The 18,883-nt window shown below is 69.1% G+C and carries 14 protein-coding genes and 2 pseudogenes; 8 read left to right on the top strand and 8 right to left on the bottom strand.

Going from position 1 to position 18,883, the window contains the following annotated elements; translation table 11 throughout:
- From VN520_RS25640 to VN520_RS25660, 5 genes are all read left to right on the top strand, one after another.
- On the top strand, positions 1-2,924 hold a 2,924-nt coding region (locus VN520_RS25640), incomplete at its 5' end, for a CARDB domain-containing protein (protein WP_325749307.1).
- A gap of 317 nt (positions 2,925-3,241) precedes the next feature.
- The gene (locus VN520_RS25645) at positions 3,242-4,660 is read left to right on the top strand and encodes an extracellular solute-binding protein (protein ID WP_325749308.1); all 1,419 of its coding nucleotides are present in this window, start codon (positions 3,242-3,244) and stop codon (positions 4,658-4,660) included.
- A gap of 125 nt (positions 4,661-4,785) precedes the next feature.
- On the top strand, positions 4,786-5,745 hold the full coding sequence (locus VN520_RS25650; RefSeq protein WP_325749309.1) for a sugar ABC transporter permease: 960 nt from the start codon (positions 4,786-4,788) through the stop codon (positions 5,743-5,745).
- Positions 5,746-5,760: 15 nt separating this feature from the next.
- Positions 5,761-6,636: a carbohydrate ABC transporter permease gene (locus VN520_RS25655; protein WP_325749310.1), complete on the top strand. Its 876-nt coding sequence runs from the start codon at positions 5,761-5,763 to the stop codon at positions 6,634-6,636.
- A 121-nt stretch (positions 6,637-6,757) separates the two neighbouring features.
- Positions 6,758-8,368 (top strand): glycoside hydrolase family 13 protein, encoded by a 1,611-nt coding sequence (locus VN520_RS25660; protein ID WP_325749311.1) that lies wholly within the window; start codon positions 6,758-6,760, stop codon positions 8,366-8,368.
- A 378-nt stretch (positions 8,369-8,746) separates the two neighbouring features.
- Here VN520_RS25660 and VN520_RS25665 read toward each other — a convergent pair whose 3' ends face one another.
- Positions 8,747-8,932, bottom strand: coding sequence for a hypothetical protein (locus VN520_RS25665; RefSeq protein ID WP_325749312.1), 186 nt, complete (start codon positions 8,930-8,932; stop codon positions 8,747-8,749).
- 81 nt (positions 8,933-9,013) lie between these two features.
- Positions 9,014-10,444, bottom strand: coding sequence for an endo-1,4-beta-xylanase (locus VN520_RS25670; protein WP_325749313.1), 1,431 nt, complete (start codon positions 10,442-10,444; stop codon positions 9,014-9,016).
- A 1,124-nt stretch (positions 10,445-11,568) separates the two neighbouring features.
- On the opposite strand from VN520_RS25670, the gene VN520_RS25675 reads away from it, so the two are divergent.
- On the top strand, positions 11,569-12,993 hold the full coding sequence (locus VN520_RS25675; RefSeq protein ID WP_325749314.1) for a non-reducing end alpha-L-arabinofuranosidase family hydrolase: 1,425 nt from the start codon (positions 11,569-11,571) through the stop codon (positions 12,991-12,993).
- Between the two features lie 363 nt (positions 12,994-13,356).
- Here VN520_RS25675 and VN520_RS25680 read toward each other — a convergent pair whose 3' ends face one another.
- The 6 genes and pseudogenes from VN520_RS25680 to VN520_RS25705 all read right to left on the bottom strand — a co-directional run bounded on the left by VN520_RS25680 (position 13,357) and on the right by VN520_RS25705 (position 17,256).
- Positions 13,357-13,554 carry an acyl-CoA carboxylase subunit epsilon gene (locus VN520_RS25680; protein ID WP_325749315.1) on the bottom strand — a complete coding sequence of 66 codons (198 nt, stop codon included), beginning with the start codon at positions 13,552-13,554 and terminating at the stop codon, positions 13,357-13,359.
- Positions 13,555-13,567: 13 nt separating this feature from the next.
- Positions 13,568-15,112 carry an acyl-CoA carboxylase subunit beta gene (locus tag VN520_RS25685; protein WP_325749316.1) on the bottom strand — a complete coding sequence of 515 codons (1,545 nt, stop codon included), beginning with the start codon at positions 15,110-15,112 and terminating at the stop codon, positions 13,568-13,570.
- 76 nt (positions 15,113-15,188) lie between these two features.
- On the bottom strand, positions 15,189-15,620 hold the full coding sequence (locus VN520_RS25690) for a hypothetical protein (RefSeq protein WP_325749317.1): 432 nt from the start codon (positions 15,618-15,620) through the stop codon (positions 15,189-15,191).
- A gap of 120 nt (positions 15,621-15,740) precedes the next feature.
- A complete protein-coding gene (locus VN520_RS25695) occupies positions 15,741-16,538 on the bottom strand; it encodes an AfsR/SARP family transcriptional regulator (protein ID WP_325749318.1) in 798 nt (265 codons plus the stop codon).
- Between the two features lie 498 nt (positions 16,539-17,036).
- Positions 17,037-17,128, bottom strand: a pseudogene (locus VN520_RS25700).
- A gap of 36 nt (positions 17,129-17,164) precedes the next feature.
- Positions 17,165-17,256 (bottom strand): annotated as a pseudogene (locus VN520_RS25705).
- Between the two features lie 176 nt (positions 17,257-17,432).
- Between VN520_RS25705 and VN520_RS25710 the strand changes: the two are divergent.
- Positions 17,433-18,428, top strand: coding sequence for a DUF2156 domain-containing protein (locus VN520_RS25710; protein ID WP_325749319.1), 996 nt, complete (start codon positions 17,433-17,435; stop codon positions 18,426-18,428).
- A 49-nt stretch (positions 18,429-18,477) separates the two neighbouring features.
- Positions 18,478-18,672, top strand: a complete 195-nt coding sequence (locus VN520_RS25715; RefSeq protein ID WP_325749320.1) for a hypothetical protein — start codon at positions 18,478-18,480, stop codon at positions 18,670-18,672.
- Positions 18,673-18,883 lie beyond the last annotated feature (211 nt).

Here is an 18,883-nt window from a genome sequence, read left to right on the forward strand (position 1 = left end):
CGGGGAACGTCACCGCCTACACCGACACCCAGCCGGCCTCCACCACCGTCACGTACCGCGTCCGGGCCAAGGACGCGGCGGGCAACCAGTCGGCCGACAGCAACGCCGTCACCCGTAACGGCTCCGTGGGGACCGGGTCCAACCTCGCCGTCGGCAAGGAGATCAGCGCGTCCTCCACGGTCCACAGCTTCGTCGCGGCGAACGCCAACGACAACAGCACGAGCACCTACTGGGAGGGCGCGGGCGGCAGCTACCCCCAGACCCTCACCGTCAAGCTCGGCTCCAACGCCGACCTCGACCGGCTCGTCCTGAAGCTCAGCCCGGACACCGCCTGGGCCGCGCGCAGCCAGACCATCGAGGTCCTCGGCCGCGAGCAGAACGCCTCCGGCTTCACGAGCCTGGCCGCCGCGAGGAGCCACACCTTCGACCCGGCCGGCGGAAACACCGTGACCGTGCCGGTCACCGCGCGCGTCGCCGAGGTGCGGCTGAGGTTCACGGCGAACTCCGGTTCCGCGGCCGGCCAGCTCGCGGAGTTCCAGGTCATGGGTGTGCCCGCGCCCAACCCGGACCTGGAGGTGACCGGTCTGACCACGACGCCGGCCGCTCCCGTCGAGTCGGACCGGATCACTGTCAGCGCCACCGTCCGCAACAGCGGCACGGCGGCCGCGCCGGCCGGCGCCGTCGCGCTGCGCCTGGGCGGCACCAAGGTCGCCACCGCCCAGGTCGGCGCCCTCGCCACCGGGGCCCAGGTCACCGTCAGCGCCTCCATCGGCGCGCGGGAGGCCGGTTCGTACCAGCTCAGCGCGGTCGTGGACGAGGCCGACGCGATCATCGAGCAGAACGAGACCAACAACACCTTCACCAGCCACACGGCCCTCGTGGTCAAGCCGGTCTCCAGCTCCGACCTGGTCGGGACCTCCCTCACGACCTCGCCGTCGAGCCCGGCCGCCGGTGACACGGTGACCTTCAAGCTCGTGGTGAAGAACCAGGGCACGCAGGCGAGCGCGGCGGGCGGTCACGGGGTGACCCTGGTCCTGACCGACTCCGCGGGCGCCACGGTCAGGACCCTCACCGGAGCGTACGACGGGACCCTCGCACCCGGCGCCACGGCCGAGGTGGACCTGGGCCCGTGGACGGCGGTCAACGGCTCGTACACCGTGAGGACGGTGATCGCGGACGACGCCGACGAGCTGCCGGTCAAGCGCGCGAACAACACCTCCAGCCAGCCGCTCTTCGTGGGCCGCGGCGCGAACATGCCGTACACCACGTACGAGGCGGAGGACGGCACGGCCGGTGGCGGGGCCCAGGTCCTCGGCCCGAACCGCACCGTCGGCGACATCGCGGGCGAGGCCTCCGGCCGCAGGGCCGTCAACCTCGACGCGACCGGCGAGTACGTCGAGTTCACCACCCGCGCCGCCACCAACACCCTGGTCGCCCGCTTCTCCGTCCCGGACGCCCCGGGTGGCGGCGGAATCGACTCCACGATCAACGTCTACGTCGACGGCGTCCTGAAGAAGGCGATGCCGCTGACGTCGAAGTACGCCTGGCTGTACGGCGCCGAGACCATGCCCGGGAACGCGCCGTCGGCCGGCGGCCCGCGCCACATCTACGACGAGGCGCACCTGCTCCTCGGCGAGACCGTCCCTGCGGGCAGCAGGATCCGCCTCCAGAAGGACGCCGCCAACAGCGCCGCGAACTACGCGATCGACTTCGTCGACCTGGAGCAGGCCGCCCCGGTCGCCAACCCCGACACCGCCGCCTACGCCGTCCCGGCCGGCTTCGGCCAGCAGGACGTCCAGAACGCGCTCGACAGGGTGCGCATGGACTCCACCGGCAAGCTGGTCGGCGTCTACCTGCCGCCCGGCGACTACCAGACGTCGAGCAAGTTCCAGGTGTACGGGAAGCCGGTCCAGGTCATCGGGGCGGGGCCCTGGTACACCAAGTTCCACGCGCCCGCCGCCCAGAACAACACCGACGTCGGCTTCCGGGCCGAGGCGGCGGCGAAGGGCTCGTCCTTCCGCAACTTCGCCTACTTCGGCAACTACACCTCGCGTGTCGACGGCCCGGGCAAGGTCTTCGACTTCGCCGGCGTCGGCGACATGGTCATCGACAACATCTGGACCGAGCACATGGTCTGCCTCTACTGGGGCGCCAACACCGACCGGATCACGATCAAGAACTCGCGTATCCGGAACATGTTCGCCGACGGCGTCAACATGACCAACGGCTCCACGGACAACCACGTCGTCAACAACGACGCCAGGGCGACCGGTGACGACAGTTTCGCGCTGTTCTCCGCGATCGACGCCGGTGGCGCCGACATGAAGAACAACGTCTACGAGAACCTCACCAGCACGCTGACCTGGCGTGCGGCGGGCGTGGCCGTCTACGGCGGCTACAGCAACACCTTCCGCAACATCCACATCGCCGACACGCTCGTCTACTCGGGCGTCACCATCTCGTCGCTGGACTTCGGCTACGCGATGAACGGCTTCGGAACCGAGCCGACGACCCTGGAGAACATCTCGATCGTCCGGGCCGGCGGCCACTTCTGGGGCAACCAGACCTTCCCCGGCATGTGGCTCTTCTCCGCGTCCAAGGTGTTCCAGGGCATCCGGGTGAACCACGTCGACATCGTCGAACCCACCTACAGCGGCATCATGTTCCAGACGAACCACGTCGGCGGGCAGCCGCAGTTCCCGATCAAGGACACCGTCTTCACCGACATCTCGATCACCGGAGCGCGCAAGAGCGGCGACGCCTGGGACGCGAAGTCCGGTACCGGCCTCTGGGCGAACGAGATGCCCGAGGCCGGACAGGGGCCCGCCGTCGGTGAGGTCACCTTCAACCGGCTGCGGATGAGCGGCAACGCCGTCGACCTCCGCAACAACACCTCCACGTTCAAGATCAACATCAACCCGTAAGCCGCGCGCCTCCGCCCGTCCCGAGGAGGCGCACCCCCGGCGCAGGCCTCCCACCGGGCCTGCGCCGGCCTGTCGTCCCGCCCCGACGGCGGGAGCTTCGCGCTGCCCGCTTCCGGCGGTGGCCTCACCCCGGGGCGGGGCGCCTGTGCTGTCGTGCAGGTGCGGTCGCGTCACGGTCGGGTTACGCGTCACTGTCAGGCAATTACGAAATCAGCGCGGGATATTGCGTTCACTTGTTGGTGGTGATTGAGTGTGCCGCGCCCCGCAACGCACCGGCGACGGGGCGAACTCCACGTTCAGGCCGAAGGGGACCACCCATGAGAAGTGCCAGGCTCCGCCGCAGCCGCCGTACCGCCGCAGTCACCCTCGTCTCCGTCCTCTCACTGACCGCGCTGGCAGCCTGCGGTACGAGCAGCAGCAGCGACAACGGCAGTGACGGAGCCGGGCAAAGCGGTTCCTCCGACCCGTCGGCCCCGCTCGACCCCAAGGCCAAGGTGACACTCACGATCGACTGCATGCCGCCCACGGCGAAGGCGGCCGAGCTGAAGGAGTGGAAGGAGGACGTCGCCGCGTTCAACAAGACGTATCCGAACGTCACCATCGAGGGCCGCTCCACCCCGGGCCAGTGCCTGGAGCCCCCGCGCTTCACCGCCATGCTGAAGGCCAAGTCCCAGCCGGACGTCTTCTACACCTACTTCACCGACCTGCCGCAGGTGCTCGACGCGGACGGCGCCACGGACATCAGCGCGTACGTCACCGACAAGACCGTGCCGGCGCTGAAGGACATCGACCCGGACGTCCTGAACTCCCTCAAGCAGGACAGCAAGCTGTACGGTCTGCCGACCAGCAACTACACCATGGGCCTGCTGATCAACCGCAAGCTCTTCAAGGACGCGGGCCTGGACCCCGACGCCCCGCCGCGCACCTGGGAAGAGGTCCGCGCCGCCGCCAAGAAGATCGCCGGCCTGGGCAAGGGCATCTCCGGCTTCGGCGAGTACAGCGCCGGCAACACCGGCGGCTGGCACTTCACCGCGCAGATGTACAGCGTCGGCGGCGAGGTCGTCGACGCGAGCGGCAAGAAGGCAGCGTTCAACAACGAGATCGGCAAGCAGGTCGCGAAGAACCTCCACGCCATGCGCTGGGAGGACGACTCCATGGGCAAGACCCAGTTGCTCCAGTGGGGTGACCTCCAGAAGCAGATCGCCACCGACAAGCTCGGCATGTTCCTCGCCGCCCCCGACGACATCGCGTACATGGTCCAGCAGTTGGGCGCGAAGTACGAGAACTTCGGCATGGGTCCGATACCCGGCGGCAAGAACACGCTGGCCGGCGGCAACAACTACATGATCAAGAAGGGGATATCCGGCGACAAGATCAAGGCCGCCGTCGCCTGGCTCAACTTCAAGAACCTCACCGTCGGCAAGGGGCAGTTCGACTGGGCCCGCACCAAGGCCGACGGCCTCCCCGTGGGCATCCCGCAGCCCAACTTCTGGCTGAACGGCTCCAAGGCGAAGGACGACGCCGCCCGCGTCGCCAACGCCACCATGCCGGTCGAGAACTTCAAGGCCTTCATGGACAACCCGGTCGCGGGCAAGGCCGAGCCGCCGAAGGCGCAGGAGGTCTACAAGGTCCTCGACACCGTCATGTCCGGCCTCCTCACCAACAAGGACGCCGACGTCGACAAGCTCCTCGCCACCGCCGAAACGCAGGTCGACCAGGTCCTCGCCAACCAGTGACCGGGACGGGGAGGGGGCGGGCGCCCGCCCCCGCCCGGGGGCCGCCGCCCACCACACGACCGGCCCCACTCCACCCGCCCGCCCGATCTGGATCCCGAACCGGAAGACAGCACCAAGGAGCGACGATGTCGGCCCCCAGCCTGACCCCGAGCAAAGCGGCCCCGCCGCGCCCCGGTCCGACCCGCGAGACGAGCCCCGGGCCGGCCGACGGCCGGTTCACCAGGAGCCTGCGGCGCAACCTCACCGCCCACGGCTTCCTCATCGGTGCGGTCCTCTGCTTCGGCGTCTTCTCCTGGTACCCGATGGTCCGGGAGTTCCTCCTCGCCTTCCAGAAGACCGAAGGCGGCCGGACGACCTGGGTCGGACTCGACAACCTCGTCACGGTCGTCAACGACCCGGCCTTCTGGCAGGCCTGGGGCAACACCGCACTGTTCAGCGTGCTCGCGCTGGTCCTCGGATTCGCGGTGCCCTTCCTCGTCGCGGTCGTCATCAACGAGTTCCACCACGGCCAGGGCTACCTGCGGCTGCTCGTCTACCTGCCCGTCATGCTCCCGCCGGTCGCCTCGGTCCTCCTCTTCAAGTACCTCTACGACCCCGGCTACGGACTGCTCAACGAACTGTTCACGGCGATCGGCCTGCCCGAGCAGCAGTGGCTGCAGGACCCGGACATCTCGATGGTCGCGGTCGTCATCGCCTCCACCTGGATGAACATGGGCGGTGCCACGCTGATCTACCTCGCCGCGCTCCAGTCCATCCCCGGCGAGCTGTACGAGGCGGCCGAACTGGACGGCGCGGGACTGCTCCGCAAGATCTGGCACGTCACCATCCCGCAGACCCGGCTCATCCTGTCGCTGATGGCGCTCATGCAGGTCATCGCCACGATGCAGGTCTTCGTGGAGCCGTTCCTGCTCACCGGCGGCGCCGGACCCGAGGGATCGACCACGACCGTCGTCCACCTCATCTACCAGTACGCCTTCAACTTCAACAACTACGGTGCCGCGGCGGCGCTCGGCCTGCTCCTGCTCGTACTCCTGGCCGGGTTCTCGGCGGTGTACGTCAAGCTCAGCCGCGCCGAGGACGAGTAGGACCGGAGACCAGCCATGTCCACACGCACACTCATCTCGCCGGCCGCCCTCGCCAGGCCCCGCGGCAAGGTCCTGTACTGGAGCGTCTTCGCCGCCGTCGTCGTCCTGTTCACCCTGGTCTTCCTCGGCCCCCTCTACTGGCTCGTCTCCAGCGGGTTCAAGGACGCCCAGGAAGTCATCGCCACCCCGCCGACCCTGGTGCCCGAATCGTTCGAGCCGGAGAACTACACGCGGGCCTGGGAGGTCATGGACCTGGCCACCCTGCTGTCCAACACCCTCTACTACGCCTTCGGCGCACTCGTCTTCCAGCTCGTCCTCGACGTGGCCGCCGCGTACTCGCTGTCGAAACTGCGGCCCGTCCTCGGCAAGGCGATCCTCGGCATGATGCTGGCCACGCTGATGATCCCGGCGACCGTACTCGTCGTACCGCAGTACCTCACCGTGCTCGACGTGCCGGTCATCGAGCGCAACCTCCTCAACACCCCCTGGGCGATCTGGTTGCCGGCCGTCACCAACGCCTTCAACATCTTCCTGCTCAAACGCTTCTTCGACTCCATCCCGAAGGAGCTCCTCGACGCCGCCTCGATGGACGGGGCCTCGTCCATGCGGATCCTGCGGTCGATCGTGCTGCCGGTCTCCCGGCCCGTCCTCGGCGTCGTGTCGATCTTCGCGGTCGTGGGGGTGTGGAAGGACTTCCTCTGGCCGATGCTCACCCTGCCCGACCCGTCGAAGCAGACGCTCAACGTCGGCATCTACTCCCTCTCCAACGGCGTCCCGGTCAACGTGCTGATCGCCGCCCTCACCATCGCCTCCCTTCCCACGCTGCTGATCTTCCTGATCTTCCAGCGGAACATCATGAGCGGCCTCACCGCCGGCGGCCTGAAGGGCTGACCGGGCCCGAGCCCCCGCCGACCACGAGCCCGCACCTCCACAAGCCTTCGCCGCCGGCCCACCTGCCGCCCCGCTACCGGGGCCGGCGGCGAAGAACCGCCCTGCCCGAAAGGAACACCCCGTGGCAGCCCCTCATCCGCCCCGCACCGACGACTGGTGGCGCGACGCCGTCATCTACCAGGTGTACCCGCGCAGTTTCGCCGACGGCGACGGCGACGGCACCGGGGACCTCGCGGGCGTCCGGGCGAGACTGCCCTACCTCGCCGAACTCGGCGTCGACGCCGTCTGGTTCACCCCCTGGTACCTCTCGCCGCTGGTCGACGGGGGCTACGACGTCGCCGACTACCGCGCCATCGACCCCGCCTTCGGCACCCTTGAGGATGCTGAGAAGCTGATCGCCGAGGCCGCCGCACTCGGCATCAGGGCCATCGTCGACATCGTCCCCAACCACGTCTCCGACCAGCACGCATGGTTCCGGGCCGCGCTCGCCGCCGGCCCCGGCAGCCCCGAGCGGGAACGCTTCCACTTCCGGCCCGGCCGGGGCGCGAACGGTGAACTCCCGCCCAACGACTGGCCGTCGCAGTTCTCGGGGAACACCTGGACCCGGGTGCCGGACGGCGAGTGGTACCTGCACCTCTTCACCCCCGAGCAGCCCGACCTCAACTGGTCCCACCCCGACGTCCGCCGCGAACACGAGGACGTGCTCCGCTTCTGGTTCCGCCGCGGCGTCGCCGGCGTCCGCATCGACTCCGCCGCCCTGCTCACCAAGGACCCCGGCCTCCGCGACTTCGTCGAAGGCGTCGACCCCCACCCGTACATCGACCAGGACGAGATCCACGACGTCTACCGCTCCTGGCGCGCGATCGCCGACGAGTACGGGGGCGTCTTCGTCGGCGAGGTCTGGCTGCCCGACGCCGAACGCTTCGCCCGCTACCTGCGCCCCGACGAACTGCACACCGCCTTCAACTTCAACTTCCTCTCCTGCCCGTGGGACCCGGACCGGCTCCGCCGCACCATCGACGACACCCTCGCCGAACACGCCCCCGTCGGCGCCCCGGCGACCTGGGTCCTGTGCAACCACGACGTGACGCGGACCGTCACCCGGTACGGTCGCGCCGACACGGGTTTCGACTTCGCCGAGAAGCGCTTCGGTACTCCGTCCGACCTGGCCCTCGGCACTCGCCGGGCCCGAGCCGCCGCCCTCCTCACCCTCGCCCTGCCCGGCTCCGTCTACCTCTACCAGGGTGAGGAACTGGGCCTGCCGGAGGCCGACATCCCCCGCGACCGCATCCAGGACCCCATGCACTTCCGCTCCGGCGGTGTCGACCCCGGCCGCGACGGCTGCCGCGTCCCCCTCCCCTGGGAGGCGGAGGCCCCTTCGTACGGATTCGTCGCCGGTACGGGTACGGAACCGTGGCTGCCGCAGCCCGCGGAATGGGCCGGGTACGCCGTCGACCGGCAGGCGGCGGACCCCGGCTCGATGCTCAGCCTCTACCGCGCGGCGCTGGAACTACGCCGCCGCGAGACCGGGTTCGGCGACGGCCCCATGGGATGGCTGCCGTCGCCGGAGGGAGTACTGGCCTTCGCCCGCGCCGAGGACCTCCTCTGCGTCGTCAACCTCTCCGGTGCCCCCGTGCCCCTCCCGCCGCACACCGGTGTCCTGCTGGCCAGCGACGAGCTGCCGGCGGACGGCACCCTCCCCCCGGACACCGCTGTCTGGCTGCGTACCTGACCGCGCCGCCCACGGCGGGAACCCCGGGGGCGGCGGCACCGCCGACCGCGGTGGTCATCGCGAGACGTGCGCCGGGACGGCGCTCCAGGAGGACGGTTTCCCCGCCCGCCGTCATCTCCCCTCGGCGGTGAGCCGGCTGACGACCCGGACGACCTGGCGTCGGGTGGCCAGGCGCCGGGTGAGGGTGACGGTCTTCGCCTGCGCGGACACGGCGGCCGAGCTGTGGGCCGGACACGACGGACGACCCGACCCGGTGGACCTCTACGACCAGTGCCTGGCGGCGGTGCGGGGTTCCGGTCGAGACGGTGTTGTGCGCGTACCGCTCGCCGGAACCGGAGTACTCACGCATCCGCCGCCGGACGACAGTTCGACCGCCTGTCACTGGCCGGCGCCGGCCCGGTCGGCGTACCGGACGACGTCGCCGCCGTCGGCGGTGGAGGCGCTCTGCACCTCCACCGCCTTGTTGCCGGTGTCCACCCTCGCCGCCTCGGCGGGTGCCGGATCGACCGCGGTGAGCATGCCGATCGCCAGGGGCGCCGCCACCACGGCGGCGCCCGGGGCCATCAACGATGTCTTCCTGGAGGGGTGGGGGGAGACGCACCCCAGGCCGTCATCGGTCCACCCCTTCGGCTGCGGCAGGTCCCCTCAGGTGCGGGTCCAGCGCTGGCTGCTGCTGTTCGAGCAGGAGGAGAGCTGGACCAGGGTCCCGTTGGAGGCGCCGCCTGCGACGGTGTCGAGGCAGAGGCCGGACTGGACGCCGACGATGGACCCGTCGGAGTTGAGGCGCCATTTCTGGTTGTCACCGCCCCAGCAGCTGTAGATCTGGGCTTTGGCACCGTTGCCGGTGCCGGCGGCGTCCAGGCACTTGTTGCCGTAGACCTTGAGCTCACCGGCGTCGGTGTACGTCCACTGCTGGTTGGTGCCGCTGTGGCAGTCCCACACCTGGAGCTGGGTGCCGTCGGTGGTGCTGGTGCCGGGCACGTCCAGGCAGCGGCCCGAGCCGGTGCCCTTGATCTGCCCGGAATCCGCAGGGGGCGTGGTGGAGCCGCCGTTGAGTGCGTTGAGGACGGCGGTGTAGGCGGACTTCTTGCTGCCGTCGCCGTTGAACAGCAGCGGCGTCTGCTCGGATCGCCAGGAGTCGGTGTCGCGTACGCCCCAGACGGTGATGCCGAGGCAGCGCGGGACGGCCAGGCAGTCGTTGGTCACGTTGGCGTAGGTCGTGGCCGGGGCGCCCTGGATGTCGAGTTCGGTGATGGCCACGTCGACGCCGAGGGCGGCGAAGTTCTGCAGGGTGGTGCGGAAGTTGCTGTTGTAGGGGCTGCCGCTGTTGAAGTGCGACTGGAAGCCGACGCAGTCGATCGGCACACCGCGCTGCTTGAAGTCCCGGACCATGGCATACATGGCCTGGGTCTTGGCCCAGGTCCAGTCCTCGACGTTGTAGTCGTTGTAGCAGAGCTTGGCGGCCGGATCGGCGGCACGCGCGGTGCGGAAGGCGACCTCGATCCAGTCGTTGCCGCTGCGCTGCAGGTTGGAGTCCCGCCGGGCGCCCGAACTGCCGTCGGCGAAAGCCTCGTTCACGACGTCCCACTGGGCGATCTTGCCCTTGTAGTGGGCCATCACGCCGTTGATGTGGCCGATCATGGCCTGGCGCAGCGTGCTTCCGCTGAGGCTCTGCATCCAGCCGGGCTGCTGGGAGTGCCAGGCCAGGGTGTGGCCGCGCACCTGCTTGCCGTTCTGCACCGCCCAGTTGTAGACGCGATCGGCGGCGGTGAAGTTGAACTGGCCCCGCTGCGGTTCGGTGGCGTCGATCTTCATCTCGTTCTCGGCCGTCACCGAGTTGAACTCACGGCCTGCGATCGTCGTGTACGTCGAATCGCCCAGCTTGCCCGAGGCGATGGCGGTGCCGAAGTAGCGGCCGCTCTGCGCCGCTGCGGCGCCGAGCGTGCTCTCGGCGGCGTGTGCTCCCGGCGGCGCGACCAGTGCGGCGGCCGCACCGAGGACACCGACGATCAGCACCAGCAGCAGGCCGTGGATCTTCCGGCGGACAACGGGGCCGGGAAGGGCATACGAGCCCATGGATGTGCCTCCAAGGTAGAGATCACGGAAGGACTGAAGCGCAGGGGATCGCGTCGTCCGCTCCCCTGCCGGCAGAGGGACGGGACGGGCCGTGGCCCGGACAGCACGGGATCACCGGGCACCGCGGTCAGGGGACGGGACGGTCTTCGACACAGGCACGGGGTACTCCATCGCGGCTCAGCCGGGGGGGCCGCCACGGGGCGTCGCATACCTCTCCAACTGTGTGAAGAGCCAGGATGCGCCGGTGCGGACCTCACCGGGACGAAACGGGGTGGTGCGGGTGCTTCGGTGCGCGGGTCTGTAGTGCAGTTGTGCGTGCATCTGCCGTGCGGCACGGACCGCCCAAGGCCGGTGTGGTTCGGGGTGTCGAGCTGGAACCGGTTTCTCAGACAGGAATGATTGAGGTATTGACGATGCATCGTCAATACTCATTGCAGAAAAAGTTTCTGTTTTTTCTTCGAAACTTTCGTAATTCCGATGAGCTGAGTCTCGCCCGGCACCGTGGCGGTGGATGCCGTAGGGCCGGGATCAGGGTGAGCGTACGGACGCCGCTTGCTTGCCTTCTCTTCTGTCCGGGTCGTGCCGGCCCCCTCTGCTCTGGCGCCGACTGTGGTGCGCCTCGGTCGTGGGGCAGTGTGACGTGCGAGGTTTCGCGCGCGGGGCCCCGCAAATGTTTCGGCATCCATAGCGATACATGCGAGAAGTATTGACGTCGTTCATCGGCTCCCTATCATGAAGCTTGCTCGACACTTCGACCCTTGTTCGAAATTACGAACACCTTGAGTTGCCCTGTCGCGTGGCAGGGTGACTTCGGGCCGCACCGGCCGGACGCGGTGCCGCGGGGGGTCGTGCCGTGTGCTCATGTCATGCCCTTGCCAATTTTTGCTGCCGTTCTCTTCGGGCGCCCCACTCGGGAGCTCGGCCGTCCGGCCTTCCGCCCCGGGCGTCCGTGCCCCCGAAGGCGCCAGGCACCACCGGTCCTTCAGAAGGCCGAAAAGGACCGGCGGGTCACAAGCGGTCTGCCGTGGTGCTCACAGACCGCTGCACACCGCACCACACCGACAGTCCGGGCAACCTCTGAGGAGGCCGACCGGAACCGTCCACCCAAGGTTGAGGAAGTCCCCATGCGCAGAGGAAGTTTCAGCCGCAGGCATCCGTCCGCGGTGCTCACCGCCGTGGTCGCGGCCCTGGCCGCGTCGGCGGCGATGCTCGTCGCCACCCCGGCTCAGGCGGCCGCCACCGGCGCCTTGCGCGGCGTCGGTTCGGACCGGTGCCTCGATGTGCCGGGCGCCGTCCGGACCGACGGCACGTACCTGCAGATCCACGACTGCTGGAACGGAACCAACCAGCAGTGGACGCTGACGGACGCCGACCAGCTGACCGTGTACGGCGACAAGTGCCTGGATGTTCCGGGCCATGCCACCACGGCCGGTACCCGGGTGCAGATATGGAGCTGTTCCGGCGGTGCGAACCAGCAGTGGCGGGTGAACTCCGACGGTGCGGTCGTCGGCGTGGAGTCCGGGCTGTGCCTGGAGGTCGCGGGCGCCGGCACGGCCAACGGCACGGCGGTGCGACTGGGGGCGTGCAACGGCGGCAGCAACCAGAAGTGGACCGGCCTGACCGGGACGCCGCCGACGGACGGCACGTGTTCTCTTCCGTCGGCGTACCGCTGGACGTCGACGGGTGTGCTGGCGCAGCCGGCGAACGGGTGGGCCGCGGTGAAGGACTTCACCACCGTGACGCACAACGGCAGGCACCTGGTCTACGCGTCGAACGTGTCGGGATCGTCGTACGGCTCGATGATGTTCAGTCCCTTCACGAACTGGTCGGACATGGCGTCGGCCGGCCAGACCGGGATGAGCCAGGCCGCGGTGGCGCCCACGCTGTTCTACTTCGCGCCCAAGAAGATCTGGGTGCTGGCGTACCAGTGGGGTGCGTGGCCCTTCATCTACCGCACGTCGAGCGACCCCACCGACCCCAACGGCTGGTCCTCCCCGCAGCCGCTGTTCACCGGGAGCATCTCCGGCTCCGACACCGGCCCGATCGACCAGACCCTGATCGCCGACGGCCAGAACATGTACCTGTTCTTCGCCGGTGACAACGGCAAGATCTACCGGGCGAGCATGCCGATCGGGAACTTCCCGGGCAACTTCGGCTCGTCGTACACCACGATCATGAGTGACACGAAGGCGAACCTCTTCGAGGGCGTACAGGTCTACAAGGTCCAGGGCCGGAGCCAGTACCTCATGATCGTCGAGGCGATGGGCGCGAACGGGCGCTACTTCCGCTCCTTCACGGCCTCCAGCCTGAACGGGTCATGGACTCCGCAGGCCGCCGCTGAGAGCAACCCCTTCGCGGGCAAAGCCAACAGCGGCGCCACCTGGACCAACGACATCAGCCATGGTGACCTGGTCCGCAACAACCCCGACCAGACCATGACCATCGACCCGTGCAACCTGCAGTTCCTCTACCAGGGCAAGGCCCCCGACGCGGGCGGTGAGTACAACCGGCTGCCGTGGCGGCCGGGCGTCCTCACCCTGCGACGCTGACCTTCCCGATCCACCACGACCGGGATGTGGTGCGGTCTGCGGGCACACGGGTGAGCGGTGTTCACGGCGGGGGCGGTTCCACCTGCTGACCGGCACCCACCGCATCGAGGGACCCCGGCCGCGTGGCGGCCGGGATTCCTCCCCTCTCCGGTGCGCTCGTCACGGCCCGGCCCGTCTTCGAAAGAGTGGAGGCGCCCGGGGCCATCCGGGTGACGTCACCCTTCTGCCGGCTCGGCCGCCGGCGGGCCGGCAGCTCGAACGGCGCAGGGCCTCGGTGCCCGGACACCCGGCCGCCCCCGGGCGCACGGGTCACGACGGGAACGTCGTCGCCCGTGCCGGGGGCGGCCGGATGCCTGAGGTCCCTCACGGGGCCTGCCAGCTGTGGGGGGCGTGGAAGAGGTCGGGGCGCCAGACGGTGGTCGAGCCGGAGCGGTCGGGTTCGGCTCCGGGGGTGGTCCGGGGGGCCCGGGCGAGGAAGAGAACCGTGAGGGCGGCGAGTTCCTCGGGTGTCACCGCACCCTTCTCGATGCGTATGCAGGACGTGGACAGGGGGGTGGTCATGCGGGGGCCTCCGTCACTGAGGGGGATTGCCGTGTTTGCGGGCCGGACGGTCGACGTGCTTGGTCCGCAGCATCGCCAGTGAGCTGATCAGCACCTCGCGGGTCCGGGCGGGGTCGATGACGTCGTCCACCAGGCCGCGCTCGGCCGCGTAGTACGGGTGCATCAGCTCCGCCTTGTACGCCTTGACCAGTTCGGCACGTTCGGCCTCGGGGTCCTCCGCCTCGGCTATCCGACGGCGGAAGATCACGTTGGCCGCGCCCTCCGCGCCCATCACCGCGATCTCGTTCGTCGGCCACGCGTAGGTGAGATCGGCGCCGATGGACTGGCTGTCCATGACGATGTACGCACCTCCGTACGCCTTCCGGAGGATCAGCGATATGCGTGGCACGGTCGCGTCGCAGTACGCGTACAGCAGCTTGGCCCCGTGCCGGATGATGCCGCCGTGTTCCTGGTCGACACCCGGCAGGAACCCGGGCACGTCGAGCAGCGTCACGAGCGGGATGCTGAAGGCGTCGCACAGCTGCACGAACCGTGCCGCCTTCTCGCTCGCCTCGATGTCCAGGACACCGGCGAGAGACAGGGGCTGGTTGGCGACGATGCCCACCACCTGGCCGCCGAGCCTGGTCAGCGCGCAGATGATGTTGGTGGCCCAGCGTTCGTGGACCTCCAGGTACTCACCGTCGTCGACGATCTCCTCGATCACCTGCCGCATGTCGTACGGGCGGTTGCCGTCCACCGGGACCAGGTCGACGAGGGCCTCGCAGAGCCGGTCCGGCGGGTCGTCGACCGGCACGGCGGGCGGTGTCTCGCGGTTGTTGCCCGGCAGCAGGGAGAGCAGGTACCGCACCTCCTCCAGGCAGGTCTCCTCGTCGTCGTAGGCGAAGTGGCACACGCCGCTGGTTTCGGCGTGCACGTCGGCGCCCCCGAGGCCGTTCTGGGTGATCTCCTCGCCCGTCACGGTCCTGACCACGTCCGGACCCGTGATGAACATCTGCGAGGTCTCCCGGACCATGAACACGAAGTCCGTCAGAGCGGGCGAGTACGCCGCACCGCCCGCGCACGGGCCGAGCATCACGCTGATCTGGGGAATGACCCCGGACGCCTTGGTGTTGCGGCGGAAGATCCCGCCGTAGCCGGCCAGGGCGGTGACACCTTCCTGGATACGGGCGCCCGCGCCGTCATTGAGGGACACGAGCGGGGCGCCCGCCGACATGGCCAGGTCCATGATCTTGTGGATCTTGGAGGCGTGGGCCTCGCCGAGAGCCCCGCCGAAGATGCGGAAATCGTGCGCGTAGACGAAGACGGGGCGGCCCTTCACGGTGCCCCAGCCGGTGATGACTCCGTCCGTGTACGGCCGTTTGGCCTCCAGGCCGAAGCCGGTCGCCCGGTGCCGGCGCAGGGGCTCGACCTCCTGGAACGAGCCCTCGTCGAGAAGCAGGCCGATCCGTTCCCGGGCGGTGAGCTTGCCCTTGGCCTTCTGTGCGGCGGTGGCCTTCTCGCTCGGGCCCGCGTGCACCCGCTCCCGGATTCCGGCCAGCTCCGCGACGTGGAACCGCATGTCTCCCCCTGCCGATAGTGGGTGGCCCCGATAGCGCCGTACGGTGACGAGGCGCTTCGAGAGCCGTGTCGTAGGGTCAGCTGCCGAGCCGGCGCAGACCGTTGATCTGCAGAACGGCGAAGCCTCCGACGACGGCGGCCTGCATCAGGATCCAGACGGTGCCCACGGTGTCCGGATCGAACCAGCCGAAGACGGCAGTGGCCACGCTCGCGACCGCCCACAGCAGGTTGGCCTCGATGACCACCTTGGTGGGACCGGCCGCCGGCACCGGGCGGGTGGCCAGGGCGGCCACGAGGATGCCGTACACGGTGAGGAACGCTCCGATGCCGCGCAGCAGCCCGGTGTCCAGGCCGAGCAGGTCGCCGACGGGGCCGGCGAAGAGCAGGTAGATGAGGCCGTTCCCGGCGGTCACGGCGGCGTCGAGCGCGAGGAACATGCGCAGCGGGCGCGCAGCCGCCACGCGTCCGGCGGTGTCCGCCGGGCGGGCAGAGGTCTGACTCGTGGTCATGGGGGTCTCCGAATGTATGGGGGACTGCTCATGTACGGGTTCGTCGTTCGTGGCGATCGTCGCAATACGGGCTGACCGGACGCTGACGGCCGGCTTACACGGCCGGCGGACGGGGTGGGCTCACGCCGGCTGGAGTACGACCGACGCCGGGGCGTCGCACGCGAGGGACGGGTCATGCGAGAGAATCGCGTTCTCCACGCGACGGAGCGAGGGCGAGGGCTCGATGCCGAGTTCGTCCGAGAGGTGCTGCCACATCCGGCGGTAGACATTCAGTGCGTCGGCCTGGCGGCCCGAGCGGTAGAGGGCGATCATCAGCTGCTCGCAGAAGCGTTCCCGCAGGGGGTGGTTGGTATGGGCGTCGTGCAGTTCGGCGAGTACGGCCGCGTGGTTCCGCAGGCGAAGCTCGGCATCGAAGCGGAGTTCCATGGCCCGCATGCGGTGCTCCTCGTAACGGCCGCAGGCCAGCTGGCACAGGGTGCCGCCGGTGAAGTCACCGAAGACGGGGCCGCGCCACATCGCGAGGGCGTTTCCGAGCAGGCGGGCGGTGGCGGCCGGATCGTCGACAGCGGCGACCTCCGCCTGTCGGACGATCTTGGTGAACTCGGCGGCGTCCAGTTCGCCTTCGTTGACGGTGAGCCGGTAACCGGAGGGATGAATGGTGACCCGGGAGGGAACCCGGTCGGGCTCCAGGCTCTTCAGTTTCCGGCGCAGGCGGCTGATGTGCGCCTGCAGGGCGTTCGCCTGGTTGTCCGGGACCGACTCGCCCCACATCTCCTCGACGAGGCTCTCGCCGGAGATGGACTGCCCCTCGTTCACGAGGAGCGTCTGGACAAGGGTCCGCTGGAGATCACCGGAGATCTCCGCAGGGCCTAATGAGGTACGGATCTGTAGTGCGCCGAGAATCGAGAAGCTCAGCATGGCGTTTTCCCCCTTGGCGTTCGGGCGGCGAAGACGGCTGAACACGGGCGGGGGACTCGTCATGGCCGTCGGAGCCGCGGCCTGGGGCCGCGGAGGCCGGCGCGTGACGATCTCCGGGGTCTTCCGGATCAACCCTGGAGCTTCCTCCCGCATGCATCCTTCCACAGAATAATTCCTTTGAGAAGGTATTTTTCTGTTGAAGCTGTTGCCGGAGGACGGCAAGAGGGGGCGCCCGGGCGGTTGTGCGAGGCGCGCGGGTGAACCGGGGGAGGAGGCTGGATGCAGCCACCCCGACGGGCCGCGCGGTGGCGGCCCGTCGGGGTGGCTGCTCCGCCGGTACGGGGGATCGGCGGCTCCATCGGCGGCCGGAGGCCGGGGCGCCACAGGGACAGGGGCGCGGGCGGCCGGGCCGCCGTGACTGCGAGCCGGTATTCGGGTCGGCCTGAATTCTGGAACAACGCGAATTCCAGCGGCCGGCAACAACCGGACTCGATAGGGCGGAGAGGGCAGGATTCGAACCTGCGTGGGTTTTGACGCCCGACCTCAAGATGTTCTCTCGGTCCCCGATAAGCCGCTCCGGGCACCTCTCCTGGTGGTGACGGTGGCCGGGGGTGCCGGCCGTGTCGCGGAGAGGGCAGGATTCGAACCTGCGTGGGTTTTGACGCCCGACCTCAAGATGTTCTCTCGGTCCCCGATAAGCCGCTCCGGGCACCTCTCCTCGTTCCCGGCTTCCGGTTTCCCGTGCCGTTCACGAGAACAACATTGGCAGGGGGGTCTGATAAGACGCTGACATCCTCCTGACGTGGCCGTCGAGTTCCTTTCCGGTCTTCCCCTCGGTATGGCGTCGGTGCTCTACTCGCACCAAAAGAAACACCTTCCGAAAGGGGTACGGGCATGCCCGCAACCACTGCGGACACCTCGGTTTTCGAGGCGATCCGGACGCACACCCAGAGCGAGAACGCCAGCGCGTTCCTGGCGCTCAACAGCGGCAACAGCACCTTCACCGCTCCCGGCACCGACGGCGTCGTCGTCTACCGCCGCACCGGCGGTTACGCGGTCCAGTTCGGCGGCCCCTTCGCCGCACCCGACGCCTGCGACACCCTCCTCGACGGCTTCCGCCAGTACGTGAAGGACGAGGGGCTGGAGCTCGTCGGCGTGCAGCTCCAGCGTGCCGACGCCGAGCGTTATGCCCGGCACGGCTTCACCGTCAACCAGGTGGGTGCCTCCTGGGCCGTGAGGCTTCCGGAGTTCTCGCTGCGCGGTACCCGCTTCATGCAGCTGCGCAACAAGATCTCCCGAGCGCACCGCAACGGCCTCGTGATCAAGGAGGTCACCGCCGACGACTGGCAGGGTGCGATAGCGACGATCGACGAGGCCTGGCTCGGCTCCAAGGGCGGCGCGCACCAACTCGAGTTCCTGGTGGGCCAGATCGGCGGCGAACCGCAGGCGCAGCGCAGGCTGTTCGCCGGCACCATCGACGGCGCCCCGGTGGCGTACATCTCGTACTCACCCGTCTACGGCGGCCGGGCCGGCTGGATGCACGACCTGAGCCGTCGTGTGCCCGAGGGTTCTCCGGGACTGATGGAAGCCATCAACGCGCACGCCATCGAGGTGTTCCGCGCCGAGGGCGTGGAATGGCTGCACTTCGGGTTCACGCCGTTCACCGGACTCGACGCGAGCCATGAACTCGATGGCCACAGCCCGGCGTTCCAGTGGCTGATGCACGCGCTGTGGGCCGAGGGGGCAGCTCTCTACCCGGCGCAGACCCAGCTTTCGTACAAGCAGAAATGGGCCCCTGACGAGCTCATCCCTGAGTACGTCGCCTTCGACCGGCCGAACGCCTCGCTGGCCGGCTTCGCGCACGTCTTCCGTGCCTGCAAAGCCTTCTGACGCACCATCAGCACACCGCCGCCCACACACGAAGAGGAGAACCGGAACAGTGAGTGACAGCAACGGGACCACAGCCCCCGACGGCACCGGGGCCATGACCACCGAAGCCCTTCAGCAGGCCATGGTCGGGCAGCTCATGGCCATCATCGGAGCTCCCGACGACAAGGACGTGGCGCGTGCCGCGGACGACATCGTCCAGGCGCTCGACGTCCGGCTCCGCGAGGGCCGGACCGCTGCGGCCTGAGCGGAGGAAGCACGGCCCGGCCCTCGGGGGATCAGCTCTCCTGTGGCCGGATCCGATCAGCCCGGTATCAGTGTCACATCAGCGCGGCACGGAACGCTGGACACACGTTCGCCCGGCGGCCCGGTCCGGAGTACCGCACCGCGCTCCAGCGGGCCTGGCCGGCCGGGCGGCCGGCGCCCGCCTTCCGGCACCGCCCACGGAAGCACTGTCG

This window comes from Streptomyces sp. (assembly GCF_035563135.1).
GTDB lineage: Bacteria > Actinomycetota > Actinomycetes > Streptomycetales > Streptomycetaceae > Streptomyces.